General features: G+C 74.3%; 23 protein-coding genes. 17 read left to right on the forward strand and 6 right to left on the reverse strand.

Annotated elements, in window-relative coordinates; translation table 11 throughout:
- The first annotated feature begins 15 nt into the window (after nt 1–15).
- The 3 genes from ACFFKU_RS17410 to eat are packed head-to-tail and all read left to right on the forward strand — an operon-like array spanning nt 16 to nt 2,995.
- Nucleotides 16–795: a 3-oxoacyl-ACP reductase gene (locus ACFFKU_RS17410; RefSeq protein ID WP_380139960.1), complete on the forward strand. Its 780-nt coding sequence runs from the start codon at nt 16–18 to the stop codon at nt 793–795.
- Nucleotides 795–1,514 (forward strand): gamma-glutamyl-gamma-aminobutyrate hydrolase family protein, encoded by a 720-nt coding sequence (locus tag ACFFKU_RS17415; RefSeq protein ID WP_380139962.1) that lies wholly within the window; start codon nt 795–797, stop codon nt 1,512–1,514. The genes ACFFKU_RS17410 and ACFFKU_RS17415 overlap by 1 nt, the downstream gene beginning before the upstream one ends.
- Before the next feature lie 50 nt (nt 1,515–1,564).
- Nucleotides 1,565–2,995, forward strand: a complete 1,431-nt coding sequence (eat, locus tag ACFFKU_RS17420) for an ethanolamine permease (protein WP_380139964.1) — start codon at nt 1,565–1,567, stop codon at nt 2,993–2,995.
- Nucleotides 2,996–3,021: 26 nt separating this feature from the next.
- Here eat and glpK read toward each other — a convergent pair whose 3' ends face one another.
- Genes glpK through ACFFKU_RS17435 form a run of 3 tightly spaced genes read right to left on the reverse strand, consistent with a single transcriptional unit; the run spans nt 3,022 to nt 5,898 of the window.
- On the reverse strand, nt 3,022–4,560 hold the full coding sequence (gene glpK, locus ACFFKU_RS17425) for a glycerol kinase GlpK (RefSeq protein WP_380140283.1): 1,539 nt from the start codon (nt 4,558–4,560) through the stop codon (nt 3,022–3,024).
- Nucleotides 4,561–4,562: 2 nt separating this feature from the next.
- The gene (locus tag ACFFKU_RS17430; protein WP_380139966.1) at nt 4,563–5,336 is read right to left on the reverse strand and encodes an IclR family transcriptional regulator; all 774 of its coding nucleotides are present in this window, start codon (nt 5,334–5,336) and stop codon (nt 4,563–4,565) included.
- A 16-nt stretch (nt 5,337–5,352) separates the two neighbouring features.
- Entirely contained in the window at nt 5,353–5,898 is a 546-nt protein-coding gene (locus tag ACFFKU_RS17435; protein ID WP_380139968.1) for a beta-class carbonic anhydrase, read from the reverse strand.
- Between the two features lie 56 nt (nt 5,899–5,954).
- Here ACFFKU_RS17435 and ACFFKU_RS17440 point away from each other — a divergent pair, with 56 nt between their 5' ends.
- The gene (locus tag ACFFKU_RS17440; RefSeq protein WP_380139969.1) at nt 5,955–6,560 is read left to right on the forward strand and encodes a histidine phosphatase family protein; all 606 of its coding nucleotides are present in this window, start codon (nt 5,955–5,957) and stop codon (nt 6,558–6,560) included.
- Between the two features lie 85 nt (nt 6,561–6,645).
- Entirely contained in the window at nt 6,646–7,392 is a 747-nt protein-coding gene (locus ACFFKU_RS17445) for a PadR family transcriptional regulator (RefSeq protein WP_380139971.1), read from the forward strand.
- Here the strand turns inward: ACFFKU_RS17445 and ACFFKU_RS17450 are convergent.
- Entirely contained in the window at nt 7,358–7,969 is a 612-nt protein-coding gene (locus ACFFKU_RS17450) for a hypothetical protein (RefSeq protein WP_380139973.1), read from the reverse strand. The two genes, ACFFKU_RS17445 and ACFFKU_RS17450, sit on opposite strands and share 35 nt — an antisense overlap.
- A 104-nt stretch (nt 7,970–8,073) precedes the next feature.
- Between ACFFKU_RS17450 and ACFFKU_RS17455 the strand changes: the two genes are divergently transcribed.
- From ACFFKU_RS17455 to ACFFKU_RS17485, 7 genes are all read left to right on the forward strand, one after another.
- On the forward strand, nt 8,074–8,964 hold the full coding sequence (locus tag ACFFKU_RS17455) for a DNA/RNA non-specific endonuclease (protein WP_380139975.1): 891 nt from the start codon (nt 8,074–8,076) through the stop codon (nt 8,962–8,964).
- Nucleotides 8,965–9,014: 50 nt separating this feature from the next.
- The gene (locus ACFFKU_RS17460) at nt 9,015–10,070 is read left to right on the forward strand and encodes a YbaK/EbsC family protein (protein ID WP_380139977.1); all 1,056 of its coding nucleotides are present in this window, start codon (nt 9,015–9,017) and stop codon (nt 10,068–10,070) included.
- Between the two features lie 147 nt (nt 10,071–10,217).
- Complete coding sequence (locus tag ACFFKU_RS17465) at nt 10,218–11,183, forward strand: ABC transporter ATP-binding protein (RefSeq protein WP_380139979.1); 966 nt, start codon at nt 10,218–10,220, stop codon at nt 11,181–11,183.
- The gene (locus ACFFKU_RS17470) at nt 11,180–11,935 is read left to right on the forward strand and encodes an ABC transporter permease (protein WP_380139981.1); all 756 of its coding nucleotides are present in this window, start codon (nt 11,180–11,182) and stop codon (nt 11,933–11,935) included. Before ACFFKU_RS17465 ends, ACFFKU_RS17470 begins: the two co-directional genes overlap by 4 nt.
- 32 nt (nt 11,936–11,967) lie before the next feature.
- Entirely contained in the window at nt 11,968–13,116 is a 1,149-nt protein-coding gene (locus tag ACFFKU_RS17475; RefSeq protein ID WP_380139983.1) for a sensor histidine kinase, read from the forward strand.
- On the forward strand, nt 13,113–13,727 hold the full coding sequence (locus ACFFKU_RS17480) for a response regulator (RefSeq protein ID WP_380139985.1): 615 nt from the start codon (nt 13,113–13,115) through the stop codon (nt 13,725–13,727). Before ACFFKU_RS17475 ends, ACFFKU_RS17480 begins: the two co-directional genes overlap by 4 nt.
- Nucleotides 13,728–13,750: 23 nt before the next feature.
- A complete protein-coding gene (locus ACFFKU_RS17485) occupies nt 13,751–14,710 on the forward strand; it encodes a quinone oxidoreductase family protein (protein WP_380139987.1) in 960 nt (319 codons plus the stop codon).
- A gap of 17 nt (nt 14,711–14,727) precedes the next feature.
- On the opposite strand, the gene ACFFKU_RS17490 is transcribed toward ACFFKU_RS17485, so the two are convergent.
- The gene (locus ACFFKU_RS17490; protein ID WP_380139989.1) at nt 14,728–15,471 is read right to left on the reverse strand and encodes a VOC family protein; all 744 of its coding nucleotides are present in this window, start codon (nt 15,469–15,471) and stop codon (nt 14,728–14,730) included.
- Nucleotides 15,472–15,478: 7 nt separating this feature from the next.
- The gene (locus ACFFKU_RS17495; RefSeq protein WP_380139991.1) at nt 15,479–15,694 is read right to left on the reverse strand and encodes a DUF3072 domain-containing protein; all 216 of its coding nucleotides are present in this window, start codon (nt 15,692–15,694) and stop codon (nt 15,479–15,481) included.
- 75 nt (nt 15,695–15,769) lie between these two features.
- Here ACFFKU_RS17495 and ACFFKU_RS17500 point away from each other — a divergent pair, with 75 nt between their 5' ends.
- The 5 genes from ACFFKU_RS17500 to rsmA all read left to right on the forward strand — a co-directional run bounded on the left by ACFFKU_RS17500 (nt 15,770) and on the right by rsmA (nt 21,886).
- Nucleotides 15,770–16,774 carry a Gfo/Idh/MocA family protein gene (locus ACFFKU_RS17500; protein ID WP_380139993.1) on the forward strand — a complete coding sequence of 335 codons (1,005 nt, stop codon included), beginning with the start codon at nt 15,770–15,772 and terminating at the stop codon, nt 16,772–16,774.
- A gap of 71 nt (nt 16,775–16,845) precedes the next feature.
- Nucleotides 16,846–18,663: a methionine--tRNA ligase gene (gene metG, locus ACFFKU_RS17505; protein WP_380139996.1), complete on the forward strand. Its 1,818-nt coding sequence runs from the start codon at nt 16,846–16,848 to the stop codon at nt 18,661–18,663.
- Nucleotides 18,660–19,538, forward strand: coding sequence for a TatD family hydrolase (locus ACFFKU_RS17510; RefSeq protein ID WP_380139998.1), 879 nt, complete (start codon nt 18,660–18,662; stop codon nt 19,536–19,538). The genes metG and ACFFKU_RS17510 overlap by 4 nt, the downstream gene beginning before the upstream one ends.
- Before the next feature lie 342 nt (nt 19,539–19,880).
- Nucleotides 19,881–21,041, forward strand: a complete 1,161-nt coding sequence (locus ACFFKU_RS17515) for a resuscitation-promoting factor (protein WP_380140000.1) — start codon at nt 19,881–19,883, stop codon at nt 21,039–21,041.
- The gene (gene rsmA, locus ACFFKU_RS17520; protein ID WP_380140002.1) at nt 21,014–21,886 is read left to right on the forward strand and encodes a 16S rRNA (adenine(1518)-N(6)/adenine(1519)-N(6))-dimethyltransferase RsmA; all 873 of its coding nucleotides are present in this window, start codon (nt 21,014–21,016) and stop codon (nt 21,884–21,886) included. The genes ACFFKU_RS17515 and rsmA overlap by 28 nt, the downstream gene beginning before the upstream one ends.
- Nucleotides 21,887–21,893: the final 7 nt, after the last annotated feature.

Genomic DNA, 21,893 nt, shown 5'->3' on the forward strand with positions numbered 1-21,893 from the left:
CTAGGGAGAACCACCATGGCAGGCAGGCTCGAGAACCGGGTCGCGGTCGTGACCGGAGGCTGTTCCGGGATCGGGTTGGCGACGGTGCGCCGTTTCGTCGAGGAGGGCGCCCGCGTCGTCATCGGCGACATCGACACCGCGGCCGGGGCCCGGGTCGTCGAGGAGCTCGGCGGGGCCGGGGTCGCGACGTTCGTCCGGGTCGATGTGACCGACAAGGACCAGGTCGACCACCTCTTCGCCACGGCCAAGACCGCCTACGGCTCGGTCGACGTCGCGTTCAACAACGCGGGGATCAGTCCGCCCGAGGACGACTCGATCCTGGACACCGACCTCGACGCGTGGCGCCGGGTGCAGGAGGTCAACCTCACCAGCGTCTACCTGTGCTGCAAGGCGGCGCTGCCCTACATGCTGGAGCAGGGGCGGGGGTCGATCATCAACACGGCCTCGTTCGTCGCCGTGATGGGGGCGGCCACCAGCCAGATCTCCTACTCCGCCTCCAAGGGCGGGGTGCTCTCGATGAGCCGTGAGCTCGGCGTGCAGTTCGCCCGGCAGGGGGTGCGGGTCAACGCGCTGTGCCCCGGGCCGGTGAACACCCCGCTGCTGCAGGAGCTGTTCGCCTCCGACCCCGAACGCGCCGCGCGCCGCCTCGTCCACGTGCCGATGGGCCGGTTCGCCGAACCCTCCGAGCTGGCCGCGGCCGTGCTGTTCCTGGCCTCCGACGACGCCAGCTTCATCACCGCCTCGACCTTCCTCGTCGACGGCGGCATCTCCGCCGCCTACGTGACGCCCGTCTGATGCCCCGTCCGGTCATCGGCATCACCAGCTACCAGGAGGACGCCTCCTGGGGGGTCTGGTCCGAACGCGCGGACCTGCTCCCGGCGAACTACGCCGACGCCGTCCGGCTGGCCGGGGCGGTCCCGGTGCTGCTGCCCGCGTCGGCGCCGTTCCTGGAGTCCGCGCGCGAGGTGCTGGCCCGTCTGGACGGGGTCGTCGTCGCCGGCGGTCCCGACATCGACCCGGCCCGCTACGGCGCGACCCGGCACGCCCGGACGGGGACGTCCCGGGCCGACCGCGACGCCTGGGAGCTGGCCGTGCTGGACGCGGCGGCCGAACGCTCGCTGCCCCGGCTCGGCGTCTGCCGCGGGATGCAGATGATGGCCGTCCACGCCGGCGGGGAACTCGTCCAGCACCTGCCCGACGACGTGTCCCACGACGGGCACGACCCGGGTGGGGCCGCGTTCGGGACGGTCTCCGTCCGCGTCGAGCCGGACAGCGTCGTGGGCGCCCTGCTCGCGACGCCCAGCCTGGACGTGAACTGCCACCACCACCAGGCCGTGCGCTCGCACCCGGGTTTCCGTGCGGTGGCCTGGGCCGCCGACGGGACCCTGGAGGCGATGGAACGACCCCGCGACCACGACGGCGCACCGTTCGTGGTCGGCATCCAGTGGCACCCGGAACTGGTCGACGACGTCGGGCTGTTCCGGGGGCTGGTCGAGGCCGCCGCCGGTCGCTGACCGGCGGGCCGACCTCAGCACGATCCACCCCATCATCGAGGAGGCGTCAGGTGTCGAAGGGTTCGAACCCCGGTCGGGGTGTGCAGGAACGGGTGGAGTCCGACGCCTACCTGGAACGGCGGCAGCTCCGGTCCGGGTCGGCCGGCTGGCTGCTGCTGGCCGGGCTCGGGGTCAGCTACGTCATCTCCGGGGACTACTCGGGCTGGAACTTCGGACTGGCCGAGGGCGGCTTCGGCGGCCTGGCCATCGCCAGCGTCGTCGTGGCCGGGATGTACCTGGCGATGGTGCTCGGCATGGCCGAGCTGTCCTCGGCCCTGCCCGCCGCCGGGGGCGGGTACACCTTCGCCCGCCGGGCGCTCGGTCCGTGGGGCGGGTTCGCCACCGGGACGGCGATCCTCATCGAGTACGCGATCGCCCCGGCGGCCATCGCGACGTTCATCGGGGCCTACGTCGAGTCCCTGGGGTTGTTCGGCATCACCGACGGCTGGTGGGTCTACCTCGCGGCCTACGTGCTCTTCATCGGCATCCACCTGATCGGGGTGGGCGAGGCGCTCAAGGTCATGTTCGCGGTGACGACGGTCGCCCTCATCGGGCTGATCGTGTTCGGGCTGGCCGCCCTCGGGCAGTTCGACCCCGCCAACCTCACGAACATCACCCCCACCGACGCGGCCGGGGCCTCGGAACTCCTGCCCTTCGGCTACCTCGGCGTGTGGTCGGCGATCCCGTTCGCGATCTGGTTCTTCCTGGCCGTCGAGGGTGTTCCGCTGGCCGCCGAGGAGACCGCGAACCCCGAGCGGAACGTGCCCCGCGGGATCATCGCGGCGATCCTCGTGCTGCTCGGCACCTGCGCCCTGACCCTGGTGCTCGTCACCGGGGCGGGCGGGGCCGAGGAGATGTCGGACTCGGGCAACCCGCTGGTCGAGGCCCTCGGGACGGGCACGGCGGCGACCGTCGTGAACTACATCGGTCTGGCCGGTCTCGTCGCCAGCTTCTTCTCGATCATCTACGCCTACTCCCGTCAGCTGTTCGCGCTCTCCCGGGCCGGGTACCTGCCCAAGGTGCTCTCGGTCACCAACCGCCGCAAGACCCCGACCCTGGCGCTGCTCGTGCCGGGGGCGATCGGGTTCGTGCTGTCGCTGACCGGGCAGGGGGCCCTGCTGCTGAACATGGCCGTGTTCGGAGCCGCTCTGAGCTACGTCCTGATGATGATCAGCCACATCGTGCTGCGGGTCCGCGAACCGGAGATGCCCCGGCCCTACCGGACCCCGGGCGGCGTCGCCACGACCGGTTTCGCCCTGGTGGTCGGGGTCCTCGCGGTCGTCGCGACGTTCCTGGTCGACAGCACCGCGGCTCTCTGGTGCCTGGTCGTCTTCCTGGGGTTCATGGCCTACTTCGGGCTGTGGAGCCGGCACCGGCTGGTGGCGAACTCTCCCGACGAGGAGTTCGCCGCCCTCGCCGCGGCGGAGCGCGACCTGGGCTGATCGCGGCCGCGCCGGGCGTCGCCCCCTCACGAGGACGCGACGCCCGGCGGGTCGGGGCGGATCCACCCGAACGTGCGCCGCACCGCCTCCTGCCAGTCGGTCCAGCCGCGGTCGCGGGCCGCGGCGTCCATGGCCGGTTCCCACTGCCCGGCCCGGTGCCAGCGGCGCCGCAGGGCGGCGGTGTCGGACCAGAACCCGACCGTGAGCCCGGCCGCGTAGGCCGCCCCGAGGGACACGGTCTCCGAGACCATCGGCCGCACCACGGGGACGTCCAGCACGTCGGCGATCGTCTGCATGAGCAGGTTGTTCGAGGTCATCCCGCCGTCGACGCGCAGCGCGGTCAGCGACAACCCGGCGTCGGCACCGACGGCCTCGACGACCTCCCGGGTCTGCCAGGCGGTCGCCTCCAGGGCGGCCCGGGCGAGATGGCCCTTGGTGACGAACGACGTGAGCCCGACCAGGATCCCGCGGGCCTCGGGCCGCCAGTGCGGGGCGTACAGACCGCTGAACGCGGGCACCAGGTAGCAACCGCCGTTGTCGGGGACCGAGCGGGCCAGCGACTCCACCTCGGGGGCGGTGGCGATCAGCCCCAGGTTGTCGCGCAACCACTGCACGAGCGAACCGGTCACCGCGATGGACCCCTCCAGCGCGTAGGTGGGCTCGGCGTCGCCGATCCGGTGCGCGACCGTCGTGATCAGTCCGTGGGTTGACCGGATGAGTTCCTGCCCGGTGTTCATGAGCAGGAACGCGCCGGTCCCGTAGGTGCACTTGGCCTCGCCGGGGTCGAACCCGGTCTGGCCGAACAGGGCGGCCTGCTGGTCGCCGAGCGCCGCGGCGATCCGGGCGCCCGGGACGACCGACCGGGCGAGGCCGTAGACCTCCGAGGAGGAGCGGATCTCCGGCAGGGTGGCCGGCGGGATCCCGAACACCTCCAGCATCTCCGGGCTCCACCGCAGCGTGCGCAGGTCCATCAGCATGGTCCGGCTGGCGTTGGTGACGTCGGTGACGTGGACCCCGCCGGAGGCGCCCCCGGTGAGGTTCCACACCAGCCAGGAGTCGATCGTGCCGAAGAGGATGTCGCCGCGCTCGGCCCGGGCCCGCAACCCCGGCACGTTCTCCAGCAGCCACCGCATCCGGGGCCCGGCGAAGTAGCTGGAGAGCGGCAACCCGCACACGTCGACGAACCGTTCGGGCCCGCCCTCGGCGGCCGCGATGTCGGCGACGAGGTCCGCGGTCCGGGTGTCCTGCCAGACGATGGCGCGCCCGACGGGTTCTCCGGTCCGGCGGTCCCAGGCGAGGGTGGTCTCGCGCTGGTTGGCGATGCCGAGGGCGACGATGTCGCTGGGGTCGGCGTCGACCTGGGCCATCGCCTCGGGGACCAGTTTCACGACCGACCGCCAGATCTCGCGGGCGTCGTGCTCGACCCAGCCGGGCCGGGGGAAGAACTGCCGGTGCTCGCGCTGGGCCACCGCGACCAGCCGACCCGCGTGGTCGAACAGGATGCAGCGCGTCGACGTCGTGCCCTGGTCGAGGGCGACGACGTACCCGCGGTGCTCTGGGCGCACGCTCACGAGGCCCTCGGGGGACGCAGGCCCAGGCCGAGGGAGACCGACCGGGCGGCCGCCCGGACCGCGCTCACCAGGCCGGGGCGGGGGCGGGTCCGGGCGTCCACGATGTCGACGAGGTCGTCGACCGCGCCCTCGATGCCGAGGGCGCCGACGACCAGCCCCCCGCGGTCGCGCACGGGGGCGGCGATCCCGGCCCGGTCGGGGCGCAGCTCCTCGACGTCGACGGCCCAGCCCTGCTCGCGGACTGCGGCCAGGGTGCGCCGCAGCACCGCGGGGTCGGTGATGGTGCGTCGGGTGAGCCCGGTCAGCCGGCCCCGGGGGCGGGCCAGCACGGCCGCGGCGAGGAGCACCTTGCCGAGCGCGCAGGCGTGCGCGGGCAGCGAGACCCCGACCTGCAGCTCCTGCTCGGAGTCGTCCGGTCGGAAGACGTGGTGCACCACCAGGGCCCGCCCCTCGCTCAGCACGGCGAGGCGCACCTCCTGCCCCGTGCGCACGGCCAGGGAGTCGGCCCAGTTGACCGCGTGGGCGCGCAGGTCGTCGGCCCCGACGCGGGGTCGCCCGAGCTCACGCAACCCCGGGCCGGTCGTGTAGTCGCCGTGCTCGTCCTGCACCACGAAGCCCACGTCGACGAGGGTGCGCAGCAGGCCGTGCGTCGTGGTGGTGGCCAGGCCGAGCGCGTGCCCGATCTCGACCACCCCGAGGGCGCCGGGCGCCGCCGCGAGCAGCCGCAGCATCGCGGCCGCCCGTTCGACGGACTGGATCGGGCCCGGCACGGGGAGCGTCCCGCGGTCAGCCGGCCTCGGGTCGCGCCAGATCGAGCTCGGTGGCCGGCTGGTCGTGGTCGCAGACCAGGTCGATGCGCCCGGTCCGGACGTCGTAGATGCCGCCCGCGACCGGGGTCTCCGGGGGCAGGAACGGCCAGGAGCGGACCTTCTGGACGTCGGCCAGCAGGGTGGCCCGCTGGTCGGCGATCGTGCGGAACTCGATGCTGCGGGCGTCGATCCCGCGGGCGGCCACCTTCTCGTGCACGTCGCGGTCGGAGTTCTTGGTCATGCCGCAGTCGCTGTGCCCCAGCACCAGGACGCGGTCCACCCCCAGCAGGTAGCTGGCCAGGACGAGCGTGCGGAGGACGTCGTCGGTGACGCGGGCGCCGGCGTTGCGGAGGATCTTCGCGTCGCCCTTCTCCAGCCCGAGCAGACCGAGGGGGTCGATGCGGGAGTCCATGCAGGTCAGCACGGCCAGGCCCTTGCCCGCGATCCCGGGGCGACCGGGATCGACGAAGGTCTCGGCGTAGCGCGCATTGGCGGTGAGCACGTCGTCGAAGGGGGTGTCCATGGCGTCATCCCACCACAGGTCCCGATCTCCGTCGGGCGGGAGCGTACGGTCCGCGGATGAGCATCTACGTCGTGCGGCACGGCCAGACGGAATGGAGCGTCGCGGGCCGGCACACCGGCACCACCGACATCCCGCTCACCCCCACCGGGGAGCGCCAGGCGGCCGCGCTGCGACCCGTCTTCGCCGACCTCGCCCCCCGCGCGGTGCTGGTCAGTCCCCGCCATCGCGCGCGACGGACCGCGGAGCTCGCCGGTCTGGCCGCCACCGAGGTCTGCGAGGACCTCGCCGAGTGGGACTACGGCGACGCCGAGGGGCGGACCACGACGGAGCTCTCGGCCGAGCGGGGGCGGGAGTGGTCGGTGTGGGCGGACGGGGTGGGTCCGGGCGCCACCCCGGGCGAGACCGTCGAGGCCGTCGCCGAGAGGGCCGGGCGGGTGCTGCACCGGGCGACGTCGCTGCTGCGGGGGGAGGGGGAGTCCGAGGCGGGCGTCGTGGTGCTGGTCGCCCACGGGCACCTCCTGCGCATCCTCACCGCGACCTGGCTCGGGCTGGAACCCCGTGCGGGGCAGCACTTCGCGCTCGACGCCGGGACCTGGGGCGAGTTGGGGCGCGAGCACGGGCGGCCGGTCCTCTCCCGGTGGAGCGTTCCCCCGGTCCTCTGACCTCTTGTCACCGACACGTCACCGATATATCGTTGACGTGTCGTCGCGATGGTCGCGGCGATCGACAGGAGAGAAGAGGCGCACCGTGCGCGACGACGATCGAGAAGAACAGGGCCCCGGCCGGGGCCGCCGCCGACGCAACCCCGGGTTCCCCGGGTTCGGCGCTTTCCCCGGGTTCGGCGGTCAGGCCGGCCCCGACCGGTTCGGCGGGGGGTACCGCGCGGCCGGGCGCGGCCCCGGTGGCCCCGGTGGTCCGGGCCGCGGAGGCCGGGGGCGGGGTCCCTTCGGCGAGGGCGGCCCGGGTTTCGGCCCCGGTTTCGGCCCCGGTTTCGACCCGGGGTTCGGTCCCTTCGGCGGCCGGGGGCGCGGGCGTCGACCCCGCGGTGACGTGCGGGCCGCCGTGCTGGTCCTGCTGGCCGAGGGGCCGAGCAACGGCTACCGCATCATCAGCGAGGTGGAGGCCCGCAGCAACGGGGCCTGGAAGCCCAGTCCGGGTTCGGTCTACCCGACCCTGCAGCAGTTGCAGGACGAGGGGTTGGTGAGTGCCGACCCGAGCGACGCCAAGCAGTTCACGCTCACCGAGGAGGGGCGCCGGCACGTCGCCGAGCACCACTCCGGTCCGGCCCCGTGGGAGTCCCCGGAGTTCCAGGGCGAGGACGGCGACGCCCACGAGGTGGCGCGTCAGGTCAAGCAGATCATGATGACGATGCAGCAGATCCGGATGGCCGGTCGGCCGGGCGACGTCCGCCGCGTCGGCGACGCCCTGGAGCGCTGCCGGCAGGAGCTGACCGCGATCCTCAGCGAGGACCTGCGGAGCGGACGCGGGGAATGACGACCGCCAGTTCCACCACGGGCGTCAGCGCGAACTGCAACGGCCAGGACGCCGGGTCCGGCCCGGCCTCGCGGTAGAGCGAGGCGCGCACGGCCAGGTTCGACGCGACCGGGTGGGGGTCCGGGTCCGGACCCCGGTCCAGGGACAGCTGACGGGCCACGGAGGGGGCCGTCCGGGGACGCACCGGGGCGGTGCTGGCCAGGGCGCCGCCGCGGTGGTGGCGGACGTGGTCGAGGACCCAGGTGGGGTGCACCCGGACCCCCGAGACCGTGGTCAGCAGCAGCGTGGTGGCCGGGTCGGCGACCAGGGCGTCGGCGGCCGCGAGGGCGGGTCCCGGGTGCAGGCTGCCGACCAGGGCGACGTCGTCGACGAGGGCGACGAGCGGGGCCCAGTGCGCGAGCAGCCGTTCGGTCTCGCCGACCGCACCGGCGGCGGTGGCGGCGACCACCACCAGGGTCGGGACCCCGCCCGCCGCGGCCTCGTCGGCGGCCGCGACGAGGTGCTCGAGGGTGTTCTCCAGCCCGCGCTGGGGCGCGACGGCCGGGGGCACCGGCAGGCCGATGACAGCCCGTTCCACCTGAACACCCTCAGTCACGGCTCCACTGAAGCGCATCGGCGCCCCGGGCGCGGCGCGGGGCGCGCCGTCCGGACCGTGTCGGAGGTGGGGGGCAGGGTGGGCGCATGACCTCGACGGACGACACCCCCGGCTCCTCGGCCCGCCTGGACGGACGGGCCGGCTACGACCCGCGCTTCCTGGCCCCCGGGCCGCTGCTCCCGGTCCCGCTGCCCACCGACGGGGCCGAGGTCGTGGTCCTGCCCTACACCCACTTCTCGGTCGTCCACCGACCTGACCGTCGGCTGGCCGCGGCCACCGTCGTGGCCGTCGACGGGGGCGCGCTGCGCGACGTCGAACGGGGCGGCGACGGGTGGTTCCTCGACCCGCGGCTGCCGACCGACGCCCAGGCGGGCAACGAGCTCTACGCCCGCAACGAGCTCGACCGCGGGCACCTGGTGCGCCGGCGGGACCCGGTGTGGGGTGAGCCCGACGTCGCCCGGGCGGCCAACGCGGACACGTTCAGCTACACCAACGCCGCGCCGCAGCACTCCCGCTTCAACCAGTCCCTGGAGCTGTGGCTGGGGCTGGAGGACCACGTGCTCGACTACGCCCGCCGCTACGACCAGCGGATGGTCGTGGTCACCGGGCCGGTGTTCGCCGAGGACGACCCGGAGTACCGCGGGGTGCGCATCCCGCGCCGGTTCTTCAAGGTCGCCGCCTACCTGACCCGCACCCCGGTGGGCGAGCCCGAGCCCGCCCTGGCCGCCGTGGGGTTCGTCCTCGACCAGACACCCCTGGTCGAGGAGGTCGCCCGCGCCTCGGCCGAGCAGGTGCCGCCCCTGGGGGCCTTCCGGACCTTCCAGGTCCCGGTCGCCGACGTGGCCGCCCTGACCGCGCTCGACCTCGGCCCGTCGGTCGCGGCCGACCGGCTCCCGGTCCTGGCCCCGGTGGCCGCGGCCGAGGGGGGCGTCCCGGCCTGGCGGACGGTGGCGGGCGTCTCGGACCTGCTGCTCTGAGGCAGGTCCGAGAGTCCCGGTCGTAGAGTCCCGGTCGTAGAGTCCCGGTCGTGACCAGCACCCCGGCCCGCGTCGTCGTCGTCCACGGCTACGGCGCGAACCCTCGCAGCCACTGGTTCGACTGGTTGCGGGCCGAGCTCGCGCCCCTCGCCGAGGTGCGGGTGGTCGAGCTGCCCGACTCCGGCTCGCCCGACGCGACGGCGTGGGACGAGGCCGTGGCCGCGACGGTGGGCGAGCCCGACGAGCGGACCGTGCTGGTGGGCCACAGCCTGGGCAGCATCACCGCGGCCCGCTACCTCGCCGCCCGACCCGCGGAGGCGGAGGTCGCGGGACTGGTCCTGCTCGCCGGGTTCGCCGATCCGCTGCCGGAGATCCCCGAGCTCGACGGTTTCGTCGGGGCCGGGCTGACCGGCGCGCTGGGCGGCCTCGCCCGGGCCCGCGCCCGGGGGCGGATCGTCGTGATCCGCTCCGACGACGACCCGGTGGTCCCGCCCGCCGCCAGCGACGTCCTCGCCGAGCGCCTCGCGGCCCCCGTCCGGGTGGTCCCCGGGGGCCGGCACTTCCTCGACCGGGAGGGCTTCACCGAGCTGCCGATCGTGGCCGAGGAGGTGCGGGCCCTCCTGGCCGCGACGCCGTTGCCGGCGACCTCGCGCCGGGTGGCCGACGCCCTGGCCGCGGCCGGGATCTCCACCGCGGTGCGGTGGCTCGACGCCTCGGCCCGGACCGCGGCCGAGGCCGCGGCGAGCCTCGGCGTGCCCGTCGGCGCCATCGCCAACAGCCTCGTCTTCACCACCGACGCCGGCCCCCTCCTGGTCCTCACCAGCGGTCGGCACCGGGTCGACCTCGACCTGCTCGCCGCCGGTGCCGGGGTCACCGGGCTGCGTCGGGCCACGCCCGCCGAGGTGCGCGCCGCCACGGGCCAGGCGATCGGCGGGGTGGCGCCCGTGGGGCACCCCGCCCCCGTCCGCACCCTGCTCGACACCGCCTTGCGTGAGCACCGGATCGTCTGGGCCGCAGCGGGGACCCCACACTCGGTCTTCCCGACCAGCGTCGAGGAACTGCTGAGGCTCACCGACGCCGCCGAGGTCGCCGTGGCCACCCGCTAGGCGTTCCCGCGGCCCCGAGCAGCTCGCCGGTCCGACCCCCCCGGGGGCGACCCATGACGTTCCTCACGGCCGACCCGTGCGGAACCCGACCGGATCGATGACGGTCGGCACGGGGTCGGGAACCGTTGTCGCGGCAGGCTTTCCGTCATGGACTCCACACGTGAGGAACTGGCCGTCGAGGTCGCCGACCTCGAACGTCGCTACCGGCTCGGCCGGGCGCCCAACGGCACCGCGCGATGGACGACCGCCGTCGCCGGGGTCAGTTTCACCGTCCGCCGCGGGGAGGTCTTCGGCCTGCTCGGCACGAACGGGGCCGGGAAGACGTCGACCATCGACGTCGTCGCCGGGCTGGCCCGGGCCGACGCCGGGACCGTCCGGGTGCTGGGGGAGGACCCGGTGCGCGGCCGCCGGACCATTCGCCCGCGCATCGGCACCGTCCTGCAGTCCGGGGGACTTCCGGGCGGGTTGACCGTCGCCGAGGCCGGGGCGATGTGGGCGGGGACGCTGACCGCCCCGCGGCCGCTGACCGACATCCTGCAGGTGGTCGGCCTCACCCACCGCCTCGACGTGGCCGTCGCGAGCCTCTCCGGCGGAGAGCGTCGCCGCCTCGACGTCGGCCTGGCCCTGCTGGGCGAGCCCGACCTGCTGCTCCTCGACGAACCCACCACCGGCCTCGACGCCGAGAGCCGTCGCCGGATCTGGGACCTCATCCGCGGCCTCGTCGCGACCGGCACCGCGGTGCTGCTCACGACGCACCATCTGGAGGAGGCCGAGGAACTCTCCGACCGCCTCGCGATCATGCACGCCGGTCGGATCGCCGCCGAGGGCACGGTGGCCGAGATCGTCGCCGACCACGACGCGGAGATCCGCTGGGGGGTCTCGGCGGGTGCGCCACCACCCGAGCTGCTCGGCCACGACTGCGTCGCGGTCGACGACCGGCACGTCACCGTCCGGACGACCACGTTGCAACGCAGCCTGTCCACGGTCCTGACCTGGGCCGCCGCGCAGGACCTGGTCCTCCCCGAACTCCGGGCGACCCCGGCCTCGCTGGAGACCGCGTTCCTCGACGTCGCCCGGTCCGAGAACGAGAACCCGATGGAGGTGGCGGCATGAGCACCGCCCTGAGCCCGATGATCTCCCTGGTCCGCGCCGAGACCGTGCTGCTGAGACGGAACCGCGCACTGAGCTTCTCCGCCGTCCTGCTCCCCGTCGGCCTCGTCGCGCTGCTGCGCGCGGTCGGCGGGGACCGGCTCGGCGGCCCCGACGGGATCGCGGCCGCGGTCAGCATGCTCTTCGGAGCGCAGCTGCTGTTCGTCGTCTACTACACGGTTCTCTCCACCGCGGTCGCCCGGCGCGAGGAAGGGGTCCTGCTGCGGTTGCGCAGCGGTGAGGCCCGCGACGGCCAGGTCCTGGCCGCCCTGTGCGCACCGGCGGTGCTCGTCACCGGGATCACCACGGTGCTGCTGGTCGGACTGGGGCGCTCGGTGATCGACCTGCCGCTTCCCGCGCAGCCGCTGCTGGTGCTGCTCGGGGTCGTGGCCGGCTGCGTCGTCTTCTCCGCCCTGGGTCTGGCCACCGCCATCTGGACCCGCAGCGTCGAGTCGGCGCAGATCACCAACCTGCCGCTGGTGGCCGTCTGCGTCCTGGGCGCCGGATTGGCCGTCCCGCTCGAGGTCCTGCCGACCGGTCTGGCGGCCGTCCTCGAACTGACCCCGCTGGCCCCGGTGCTGGAACTCCTGCGCGCCGGCTGGAGCGGCGACGTCGTGGCCTACGACCTCGTCGGTGCGGTCGGGACGGTGCTGGCCTGGGCCGTCGTCGCGCTGGCCCTGGTCGCCTCGCGGTTCCGCTGGTCGGCCCGCGGCTGATGCTCGCCCCGGCAGCTGCGAGGCTGAGGCGGATGCGGTGGTTCCAGCTCGACGACCTCGCCCGGGTGGTGCTCATCACCCGGGCGAGCCTGCTGCCCGCGTTCATCGTGCTGCCGCTGCTGGTCCTGGTCGGGCTCGCCGAGAACCGGACCGGCGTCTCGCTCGTCCCGTTCGCGGTGGTGCTGACCGCCCAGGCCGTGGCCGTGGCGATGATCGTGGACCGCAGGGTGCTGTCCCGGCCGCCCGAGCGGTGGTTGGTGCTCACGGTGGCCGCCGCCGCGCTGCTCGCCGTCGTCACCGCCCTGCTCGTGACCGGCCGTTCCGACCCCCAGCTCGCCGGACCGCTGCTGGCCACCACGACCACGCTGGCCGTGGCCCCGTCGAGCACCGGTCGGTGGCGGACGTGGCTGGCGGTCGTCGTGCTCGCCTCGATCGCCGTACCGCTGCTCGCCAGCTCCCGGACCCCGGTGGCGGCCGTCGCCCCGTTGCTCCTCGTGAACGTCGCCGTGGGCCTCTCGGTGCGCTTCAGCATCTGGTACGTCGAGGTGCTGCGCCGGCTGCGCCGCGCCGAGCAGGACCGGGCGGCGCTCGCCGTCGCCGAGGAGCGCCTGCGTTTCGCCCGCGACCTGCACGACGTGGTCGGCCGCGACCTGTCCGCCATCGCCGTGACCGCCGACCTGACGGCCGAGCTGGCCCGGCGCGGTCGCCCCGAGGCGGCCGAGCGGGCCGAGGAGGTGCGGCGGATCGCCCAGGACTCGTTGCGGGAGGTGCGGGCCGTCGTGCGCGGGTACCGCGGGGTCCAGCTCGGCGCCGAGCTCGACGGATCGGTGGCGCTGCTGCGCTCCGCCGGGGTCCGGGCGGTCGTCGAGGGGACCGCCGACGACGTCCCCGAGGAGCTGCGCTCGGCGGTGGCCTGGGTCGTGCGGGAGGGCGTCACCAACATCGTCCGGCACGCCGAGGCGAACCGGGCGAACATCCGCATCACGACCGGTCCGGGGGCCGTCCAGGTGGAACTGGTCAACGACGGGGTGCGCGCCCCGGTGGCCCGGGGTCTGTCCGGGGCCGGGTTGGCGGGGCTGGCCGAGCGGTTGCACCCCCTGGGTGGAACCCTCGACCACCAGGTCGTCGACGGTGAGTTCCGGCTCCGGGCGACCGTCCCGATGCAGGAGGGGCTGCGATGACGACGCCGATCAGGGTGCTGCTGGCCGACGACGAGAACCTCGTCCGGTCGGCCGTCGCCGGGTTGCTGGACCTGGCCGACGACATCGAGGTGGTCGCCCAGGCGGCCTCGGGTCCGGAGGCGATCGCCATGGGGCGCAAGGAGGAGCCGGACGTGGCCGTGCTCGACCTGCAGATGCCCGGCGCCGACGGGCTCACCGTCGCCGCGGCCCTGCACGCCGACGTCCCGACCTGCCGGACGATGATCGTGACCAGCCACGGCCGCCCGGGGTACCTCCGGCGGGCCCTGGAGGTCGGGGTGCGGGGGTTCCTGCCGAAGACGGCCTCGGGCACCACCCTGACCGACGCGGTCCGGACGGTCGCCGCGGGCGGACGCTACGTCGACCCGGAACTGGCCGCCGACGCGATCGCGGTGGGGCAGAGCCCGTTGACCCCCCGGGAGTCCGACGTGCTGGAACTCGCCGCGGGCGGGGCGGGGATCGAGGAGATCGCGGCCAAGGTGTCGTTGTCCCCGGGGACCGTGCGCAACCACCTGTCGGCGGCCGGCGGGAAACTCGGCGTCGCCAACCGGCACGAGGCCGTGGCCAAGGCCCGCCGGCTCGGGTGGATCTGAGGGCCGTAGGGCAGGATCGGGTCGTGCGCGCCGTGCAGATCACCGAGACCGGAGGACCGGAGGTCCTCACCGTCGTCGACGTCGAGCCGCCCCGGCCCGGGCCGGGGGAGGTCCTGGTCGCGGTCGAGGCCGCGGGCGTCAACTTCATCGACACCTACCGACGTGGTGGGGTCTACCCGCTGCAGCTGCCCGCGATCCTCGGTTCCGAGGGGGCCGGGCGTGTCCTGTCGACGGGGGAGGGGGTCGCGGGTTTCGCCGACGGGCAGCTCGTCGCCTGGAAGGAGGCCCCCGGCAGCTACGCCGAGCAGGTCGTCGTGCCCGCCCGCGAACTCGTCGCGGTCCCCGAGGGGGTCGACGCGCGGCAGGCGGCCGCGGTGATGCTGCAGGGGCTCACGGCCCACTACCTGGCGACCTCGACCTACGCGGCGGGCCGGGGCACCGCGGCACTGGTCCACGCCGCCGCCGGCGGGGTCGGGCTGCTGCTCACGCAGATGCTCGTGCTGCGCGGGGCGAGGGTGCTGGCCACCTGCTCCCCGGCCAAGGCCGACCTCGCCCGCGGCGCCGGGGCGGAGCGGGTCGTCGACTACGCCGACGTGCCCGCCGCGGCGCGGGAGTTCACCGACGGTCGCGGCGTGGACGTCGTCTACGACAGCGTCGGCAAGGACACCTTCGACGCCTCGCTCGACGCGCTGCGCACGCGCGGGCTCATGGTCCTCTACGGCGGGTCAAGCGGGCAGGTCCCGCCCTTCGACGTCCAGACGCTCAACGCCAAGGGTGGGCTGTTCCTGACCCGCCCCTCGCTCGTGCAGTACGCCACCGACCCCGCGGAGCTGGCCGCCCGCACCGAGGAGGTCTTCGGCTGGATCTCCGCGGGCCGCCTCGACGTCCGGATCGGGCACACCTACGCGCTCGCCGAGGCCCGTCGCGCCCACGAGGACCTCGAGGGACGGCGGACGACCGGGAAACTCCTGCTGCTCCCCTGAGCCCCGGGACGCGGAGATCAGACCGTCCCGCGGAGCAGGCAGAACTCGTTGTCCTCCGGGTCGGCGAGCACGTCCCAGGTGACCTCGGCGTTCCCGACCTGGCCGACGTCGACCGTCCGTGCGCCCGCGGCGAGCAGTCCGGCCAGGGCGGCGGCGCGTCCCGGGCCGTCGCTCGTCGCGCGCAGGTCGAGGTGCCAGCGGTTCTTGCCCGGCGTGGGGGCGGGGGAGGCGACGAACTCCAGGAACGGACCGGTGCCGGCCTGCCGCAACGCGACGACGCCTTCGTGCACGGATCCGCCGGCCCACCCGGAGGCGTCGACCCAGAACGCGCCCAGGCGCCGGGGATCGCGGGCCTGGACGACGACGGCCGCGACCGCCCCGGTCCCCGCGTAGCCGGGCCGGGGATCGAGCACGCAGAACTCGTTGCCCTCCGGGTCGGCGAGGACGTCCCAGGGCGTCGGCTCCCGTCCGGGGACCCGGGCCGCCCCCGCCGTCAGCAGGTCCTCGACCCGGCGCCGCTGCGCCGCGACGTCGGGCGAGGGTAGGTCCAGGTGCACCCGGTTCGGACCGGCCTTCGGGTCGGCGACGGGGACGAAGACGAGTTCGATCCCCGGCCCGGCGTCCGGGCCGGGGGCGACGTCGGACTCGTGCTCGTCCTCGTAGGAGACCTGCCACCCGAGCGTGCGCGCCCACCAGCGCGCGAGCGCGGGCGGGTCGGCCGCGTCGACCACCACGCTGACCAGCCGGGTCGCGGAGGTCACGGGCACCTCAGGACGCGCCGCGACCGGTCTTCTGCTGCAGCTCGTCGATCAGCTCGGACGCCTGCGCCTTGGTGATCTCCTCGGGCAGGTCCTGGCCCGCCTCGCGGGCCAGGGTCTCCAGGTAGCTCTTCTGCGGCCCGGTCATCGGTTCGTCACCGGTCACCCAGGTCTCGGGGTCCTTCTCCGCGTTCTGGGTGGGGTTCGGGGGCGTCTGCTCGCTCATGCGGTCGAACATAGGTCCGAAGCGCCCGGTCCGCCCGCTGATCCGAGGCCCCGTGCGGTAGGGCAGGATCGCGGCGTGAGCGAACCCTTGAGGATCGGCCTGCTGGGCGCCGCCCGGATCACCCCCGACGCCGTCGTCGGCCCGGCCCACGAGCTGGGGCACCGGCTCGTCGCGGTGGCGGCCCGGGACGAGGAGCGGGCGCGGGACTTCGCCGCCGAGCACGGCGTGGAACGGGTCGTGGCCGACTACGACGCCCTCCTGGCCGATCCCGAGGTCGACCTCGTCTACAACCCGCTGGCCAACGGTCTGCACGGGCGGTGGAACGTCGCCGCGCTGCGGGCGGGCAAGGACGTCCTGACCGAGAAGCCCTCGGCGGCCGACGCGGCCGAGGCCCGCGCGGTGCACGACGTGGCCCGCGAGACCGGTCGGGCCCTGCTCGAGGGTTTCCACCACGCCCACCACCCGCTCTGGCTGCGCGTCCACGAGATCCTCGCCGCCGGGGAGCTGGGCGGGCTCGTCTCGGTCGAGGCGGTCATGCACATGCCGGCCCCCGACGACGACGACCCCCGCTGGAGCGCCGAGCTCGCCGGCGGGTCGGTGATGGACGTGGGCTGCTACGCGCTGCACGCCGTCCGTGACCTCGCCGCGCACGTCGAGGGCGGTCACGCCATTCCCGTGGTGCTCTCGGCCCGCGGGGAGGAGCGGTTCCCGGGGGTCGACGGGTGGTTGGACGCCGACCTCGACCTCGGCGGCGGGGTGAGCGGGCGGATCCGCTCCTCGATGGTCGCCCCCGACGTCGACTTCCGCCTCGAGGTGGTCGGCGAGCGCGGCTCGTTGAGCGCCCCCTGCTTCATCAAACCCCAGCTCGACGACCGCCTCCTGGTCCGCGTCGACGGGGCCGAACGGGTGGAGCACCTGGGGGCGAGGACCTCGTACACCTACCAGCTGGCCGCCGTGGCGGCGCACCTGAACGACGGTGTCCCGTTCCGCACCGACGCCGCCGACGCCGTGGTGGCCATGGAGCTGGTCGACGCCTGCTACACCGCCGCCGGGATGGCCCCCCGCCGCCCCACGACCTGACCCACCGCCCCGACCACCCCGCCCCGACCACCCCGTCGGGCCGGGGCGCCCGGGTCCCTACGATGACCGGCATGACCCACGTCCTCTCCGCGGTGGCCTGGCCCTACGCCAACGGACCCCGCCACATCGGCCACGTCGCCGGCTTCGGCGTCCCCTCCGACGTGTTCAGCCGGTACATGCGGATGGCCGGTCACGACGTGCTCATGGTGTCCGGGACCGACGAGCACGGGACGCCGATCCTGGTGCAGGCCGAGCAGGAGGGGGTCACCCCGCAGGCGCTCGCCGATCGGTACAACCGGGTCATCGCCGAGGACCTGCACGGGCTGGGTCTGTCCTACGACCTGTTCACCCGGACCACGACCGCGAACCACTACTCGGTCGTGCAGGAGATGTTCCGCACCGTGCACCGCAACGGGTACATGGTCGCGCGCAAGGGGATGGGGGCCATCTCGCCCTCGACCGGGCGCACCCTGCCCGACCGCTACGTCGAGGGCACCTGCCCGATCTGCTCCTTCGACGGGGCCCGCGGCGACCAGTGCGACAACTGCGGCAACCAGCTCGACGCGATCGAGCTGAAGAACCCGCGCAGCCGCATCAACGGCGAGACGCCCGCGTTCGTCGAGACCGAGCACTTCTACCTCGACCTGCCCGCGCTGTCGGAGGCCCTGGGGTCGTGGCTGCAGACACGGGCGGAGAACGGGCGCTGGCGGCCCAACGTCCTGAAGTTCTCGACGAACCTGCTCGAGGACCTCAAACCCCGGGCCATGACGCGCGACATCGACTGGGGGATCCCGGTCCCGCTGGCGGGCTGGGAGGACAACCCCGCCAAGCGGCTCTACGTGTGGTTCGACGCGGTGATCGGGTACCTGTCGGCCTCGGTCGAGTGGGCCCGCCGTTCCGGTGACGCCGACGCCTGGCGCGCCTGGTGGACCGACCCGTCGGCGGAGTCCTACTACTTCATGGGCAAGGACAACATCACCTTCCACTCCCAGATCTGGCCGGCCGAGCTGCTGGCCTACGACGGGCGGGGGGCGCACGGGGGGAGCCCGGGACCGTTCGGGTCCCTGCAGCTGCCGACCGAGGTCGTCGCCAGCGAGTTCCTCACCATGGAGGGCAAGCAGTTCTCCTCCAGCCGCGGGGTCGTCATCTACGTGCGCGACGTCCTGGCCCGGTACCAGCCGGACGCGTTGCGCTACTTCATCTCCGCGGCCGGACCGGAGAACAACGACTCCGACTTCACCTGGCAGGAGTTCGCGACCCGGACCAACTCCGAGCTGGTGGCCGGCTGGGGGAACCTGGTCAACCGCACCGCCTCGCTCATCGCCAAGAACGTCGGCGAGATCCCGGCCGCCGGGGAGTTCACCGACGCCGACCTTGCGGTGCTGGCGACCACCCGGGCCGGGTTCGACAGCGTGGGTTCGGCGATCGGGGCCCACCGGCAGCGGGCCGGCATCGCCGAGGCGATGCGGGTGGTCGGGGAGGTCAACAAGTACCTGACCGAGCAGGAGCCCTGGAAGATCAAGAACTCCGACCCGGAGCGGATGCGGCACGTCCTGCACGTGACCGCCCAGGCGGTCGCCGACTGCCGGACGCTGCTCTCGCCCTACCTGCCCACCTCGGCGCAGCAGGTCCACGAGGCGTTCGGCGGCACGGGCACGGTCTCGCCCCTGCCGGAGCTGCGCGAGGTCACCGACCTCGACGACGGTCGCCCCTACCCGATCCTCACCGGGGACTACCGGCGCGGCGAGACGCTGCCGGCGTGGGGGTCGCACCCGATCGTGCCCGGCACCCCGGTCGGTCCGCCCACGCCCGTCTTCACCAAGCTCGACGTCGCCGCGGTCGTCGAGGAGGAGCTCGGCCGGCTGCGCGGGGACGACCCGTCGGCATGAGCACCCCCCGCGCCCGCTCGGGCACCGACGAGCAGGGGCGGGGGCGGGAGCTGCGCCGCCCGCCGGCCCCGGAGCCGTTGCCGCTGGAGGTCATCGACAACCACACCCACCTCGACGTCGCCGACTCCGACGACTCCGCCGACGTGGAGGACCTGCTGGCCGCGGCGGCGCGGGCCGGGGTCGGGCGCGCGGTCCAGATCGGCTGCGACCTGCCGGCCGCGCGGTGGACGGTCGGCGTGCTGGACGAGCACCCCCAGCTCCTCGGGGGGATCGCCCTGCACCCCAACGAGGCGCCGTCGCTGGCCGAGGCGGGGGAGCTGGACCAGGCGATCGAGGAGATCCGGAGCCTGGCCGCCCACCCCCGGGTCCGGGTGATCGGTGAGACCGGGCTGGACTACTTCCGGACCCCGCCGGCCGGGGTGGCGGCCCAGCAGGAGTCCTTCCGCCGGCACATCCGGCTGGCCCACGAGACCGGACTCGCGCTGCAGATCCACGACCGCGACGCCCACGCCGACGTGCTGCGGATCCTGCGCGAGGAGGGGGCGCCGGAGCGCACGGTCTTCCACTGCTTCTCCGGGGACGCGGCCATGGCCCGGGAGTGCTCCGAGGCCGGCTACTACCTCTCCTTCTCCGGCACGGTGACGTTCAAGAACGCCGGTCCGCTGCGCGAGGCGCTGCGGGCCGCCGCCCCCGACCGGCTGCTGGTCGAGACCGACGCGCCGTTCCTCACCCCGACCCCGTACCGGGGTCGGCCCAACGCCAGCTACCTCATCCCGCTGACCGTCCGGAGCATGGCCGAGACGCTCGGGGCCGACCTCGAGGAGCTCTGCGCCCGCCTCACCTCCGCCACCGAGGACGTCTACGGACCCTGGTGAGCTTCGTCACCCCCGTCCACCCCCGCCCCACCCCCCGTGATCAAGGAATGAGTCGACCCCTGTCCCACGCGCCACCTGCGACAACAGGGGCCTGTGACGGGTGGGGCGAGGGTCGACTCATTCCTTGATCACGGGGGAGGGGCGGGGTGACGCGGGGGTGAGGGGGGCGTTCAAAGAGTCACGGAGTCTTGTCGAAAAGGTCTCGGGCGGGTTACGTTCCCCGCCGGTCAGCCGGAGGCGAAGGCATCCAGCGAGGACACGTGGTCAGTGGGCGTCGGGGTCCGCCGGACGCCCACGTCGACTCCTGCCCTCGTGTACGGGAAGAACGACGTCAGGATCTTCGTGGCTCAGCTGCCTTCCTTCCTCACCCGGGCGCCGCGCGCCCTCCGCTACGCCGCCGCCGGCACCACGCTGGCCGTGGTCGTCGGCGGGACCGTGGCCTTCACGACGCTCGACAAGGACATCACCCTCGACGCGGACGGTTCGACCAGCGAGGTCAGCACGTTCGCCGGGACCGTCGGCGACGTCCTGGCCGACGAGGGCATCACCCTCGGCCGGCACGACGTGGTCGCCCCCGCGCTCGACACCGAGCTCGCCGACGGCGACGACATCGTCGTCCGCTACGGCCGCAAGCTCACGGTGACCGTCGACGGCGAGCAGCAGGTCTACTGGACCACCGCGACCACCGTCGACGAGGCGCTGGCCGACATCGGCGTGCGCGCCGACGGGGCCAAGCTCTCGGCCTCCCGCTCCGAGCCCCTGGGCCGGCAGGGCCTCGACCTCGCGGTCACCACCCCCAAGGACGTCCTCGTCGTCGCCGACGGCGCCGACCACCCGCTGACCTCCACGGCCGCGACCGTGGGTGACCTGATCCGCGAGGCGGGCGTCGTCGTCCGCGACGGTGACGAGGTCTCCCTCGACCAGGCCCAGCGCGTCACCGAGGGCCTGCGCGTGCAGGTCGTCCGGATCGACCGCGGTCAGAGCACCGAGGTCCAGGGCATCGGGCACGGCACCCGCACCGTCTCCACCGACGCGCTGTTCAAGGGCGAGAAGAAGGTCCTGACCCCCGGCGTCGACGGCTCCAAGACGGTCACCTTCGCCGACCTGTCCCGCGACGGCGTCCGCGTCGAGCACACCGTCGTCGGCGAGGTCGTGGACCGCCAGCCGGTCGAGGAGGTCGTGCAGGTCGGGACCAAGGCCCGCCCGGTCGCCGCGTCCTCCGCCGGTGGCGGTGGCGGTGGCGGTGGCGGCTCCGTCGGCGGCGGCGCCGACTCCCGCAACTGGGGGGCCCTGGCGGCCTGCGAGTCCGGCGGCAACCCGTCCATCGTGAGCAGCAACGGCAAGTACCACGGCCTGTACCAGTTCAGCGTCTCGACCTGGCGTTCGGTCGGCGGCAGCGGTCTGCCCAGCCAGGCCTCCGCCGGCGAGCAGACCTACCGGGCCAAGCTGCTCTACCAGCGCTCGGGTGCCGGACAATGGCCCGTGTGCGGGAAGCGTCTCTGAACCAGCTGCTCACCGGCTCCGACGTGCGGGAGCTCAGCTCCCGGCTCGGGGTCCGACCGACCAAGACCCTCGGGCAGAACTTCGTCGTCGACGCCAACACGGTCCGGCGCATCGTCCGGGTCGCCGACCTCGACCCCACCGACGTGGTGGTCGAGGTCGGCCCCGGGCTCGGGTCGTTGACCCTGGCCCTGCTCGAGGTCGTCGACCGCGTGGTCGCCGTCGAGATCGACCCGGTCCTGGCCGCCGAGCTGCCCGCCACGGTCGCCGACCGCACCCGCCCGGGGGCCGACCTCGAGGTGGTTCGGGCCGACGCCCTGGACGTCCGTGACCTGCCCGGGCCCGCGCCGACCGCCCTGGTGGCGAACCTGCCCTACAACGTCGCGGTCCCCGTGCTGCTCACCGCCCTGCAGAACTTCCCGACCCTGCGTCGCGCCCTGGTCATGGTCCAGTCCGAGGTGGCCGACCGCCTGGTCGCCCCACCGGGGTCGCGGACCTACGGCGTGCCCTCGGTCAAGGCCGCCTGGTACGGCGCCGCCCGTCGCGTGGGGGCCGTGCCCCCCTCGGTGTTCTGGCCCGTCCCGCGCGTGGACTCCGGGCTCGTCCTGCTCGAACGCCGCGACCCCCCGCCCACCCCGGCCTCGCAGGAGGCGGTCTTCGCCGTCGTCGACGCCGCCTTCGCCCAGCGCCGCAAGACGCTGCGCGCCGCGCTGGCCGGGTGGGCTGGCTCGCCCGCCGCCGCCGAGGCCGCCCTGCGCGCGGCCGGCGTCGACCCGGGGGCCCGCGGGGAGCAGCTCGACGTCGCCGCCTTCGCGGCCGTCGCCGCCCACCGACCCGAGGTGCCCTAGGGTCGGG

This window comes from Kineococcus gynurae (genome assembly GCF_042433995.1).
In the GTDB taxonomy this organism is placed as follows: domain Bacteria; phylum Actinomycetota; class Actinomycetes; order Actinomycetales; family Kineococcaceae; genus Kineococcus; species Kineococcus gynurae.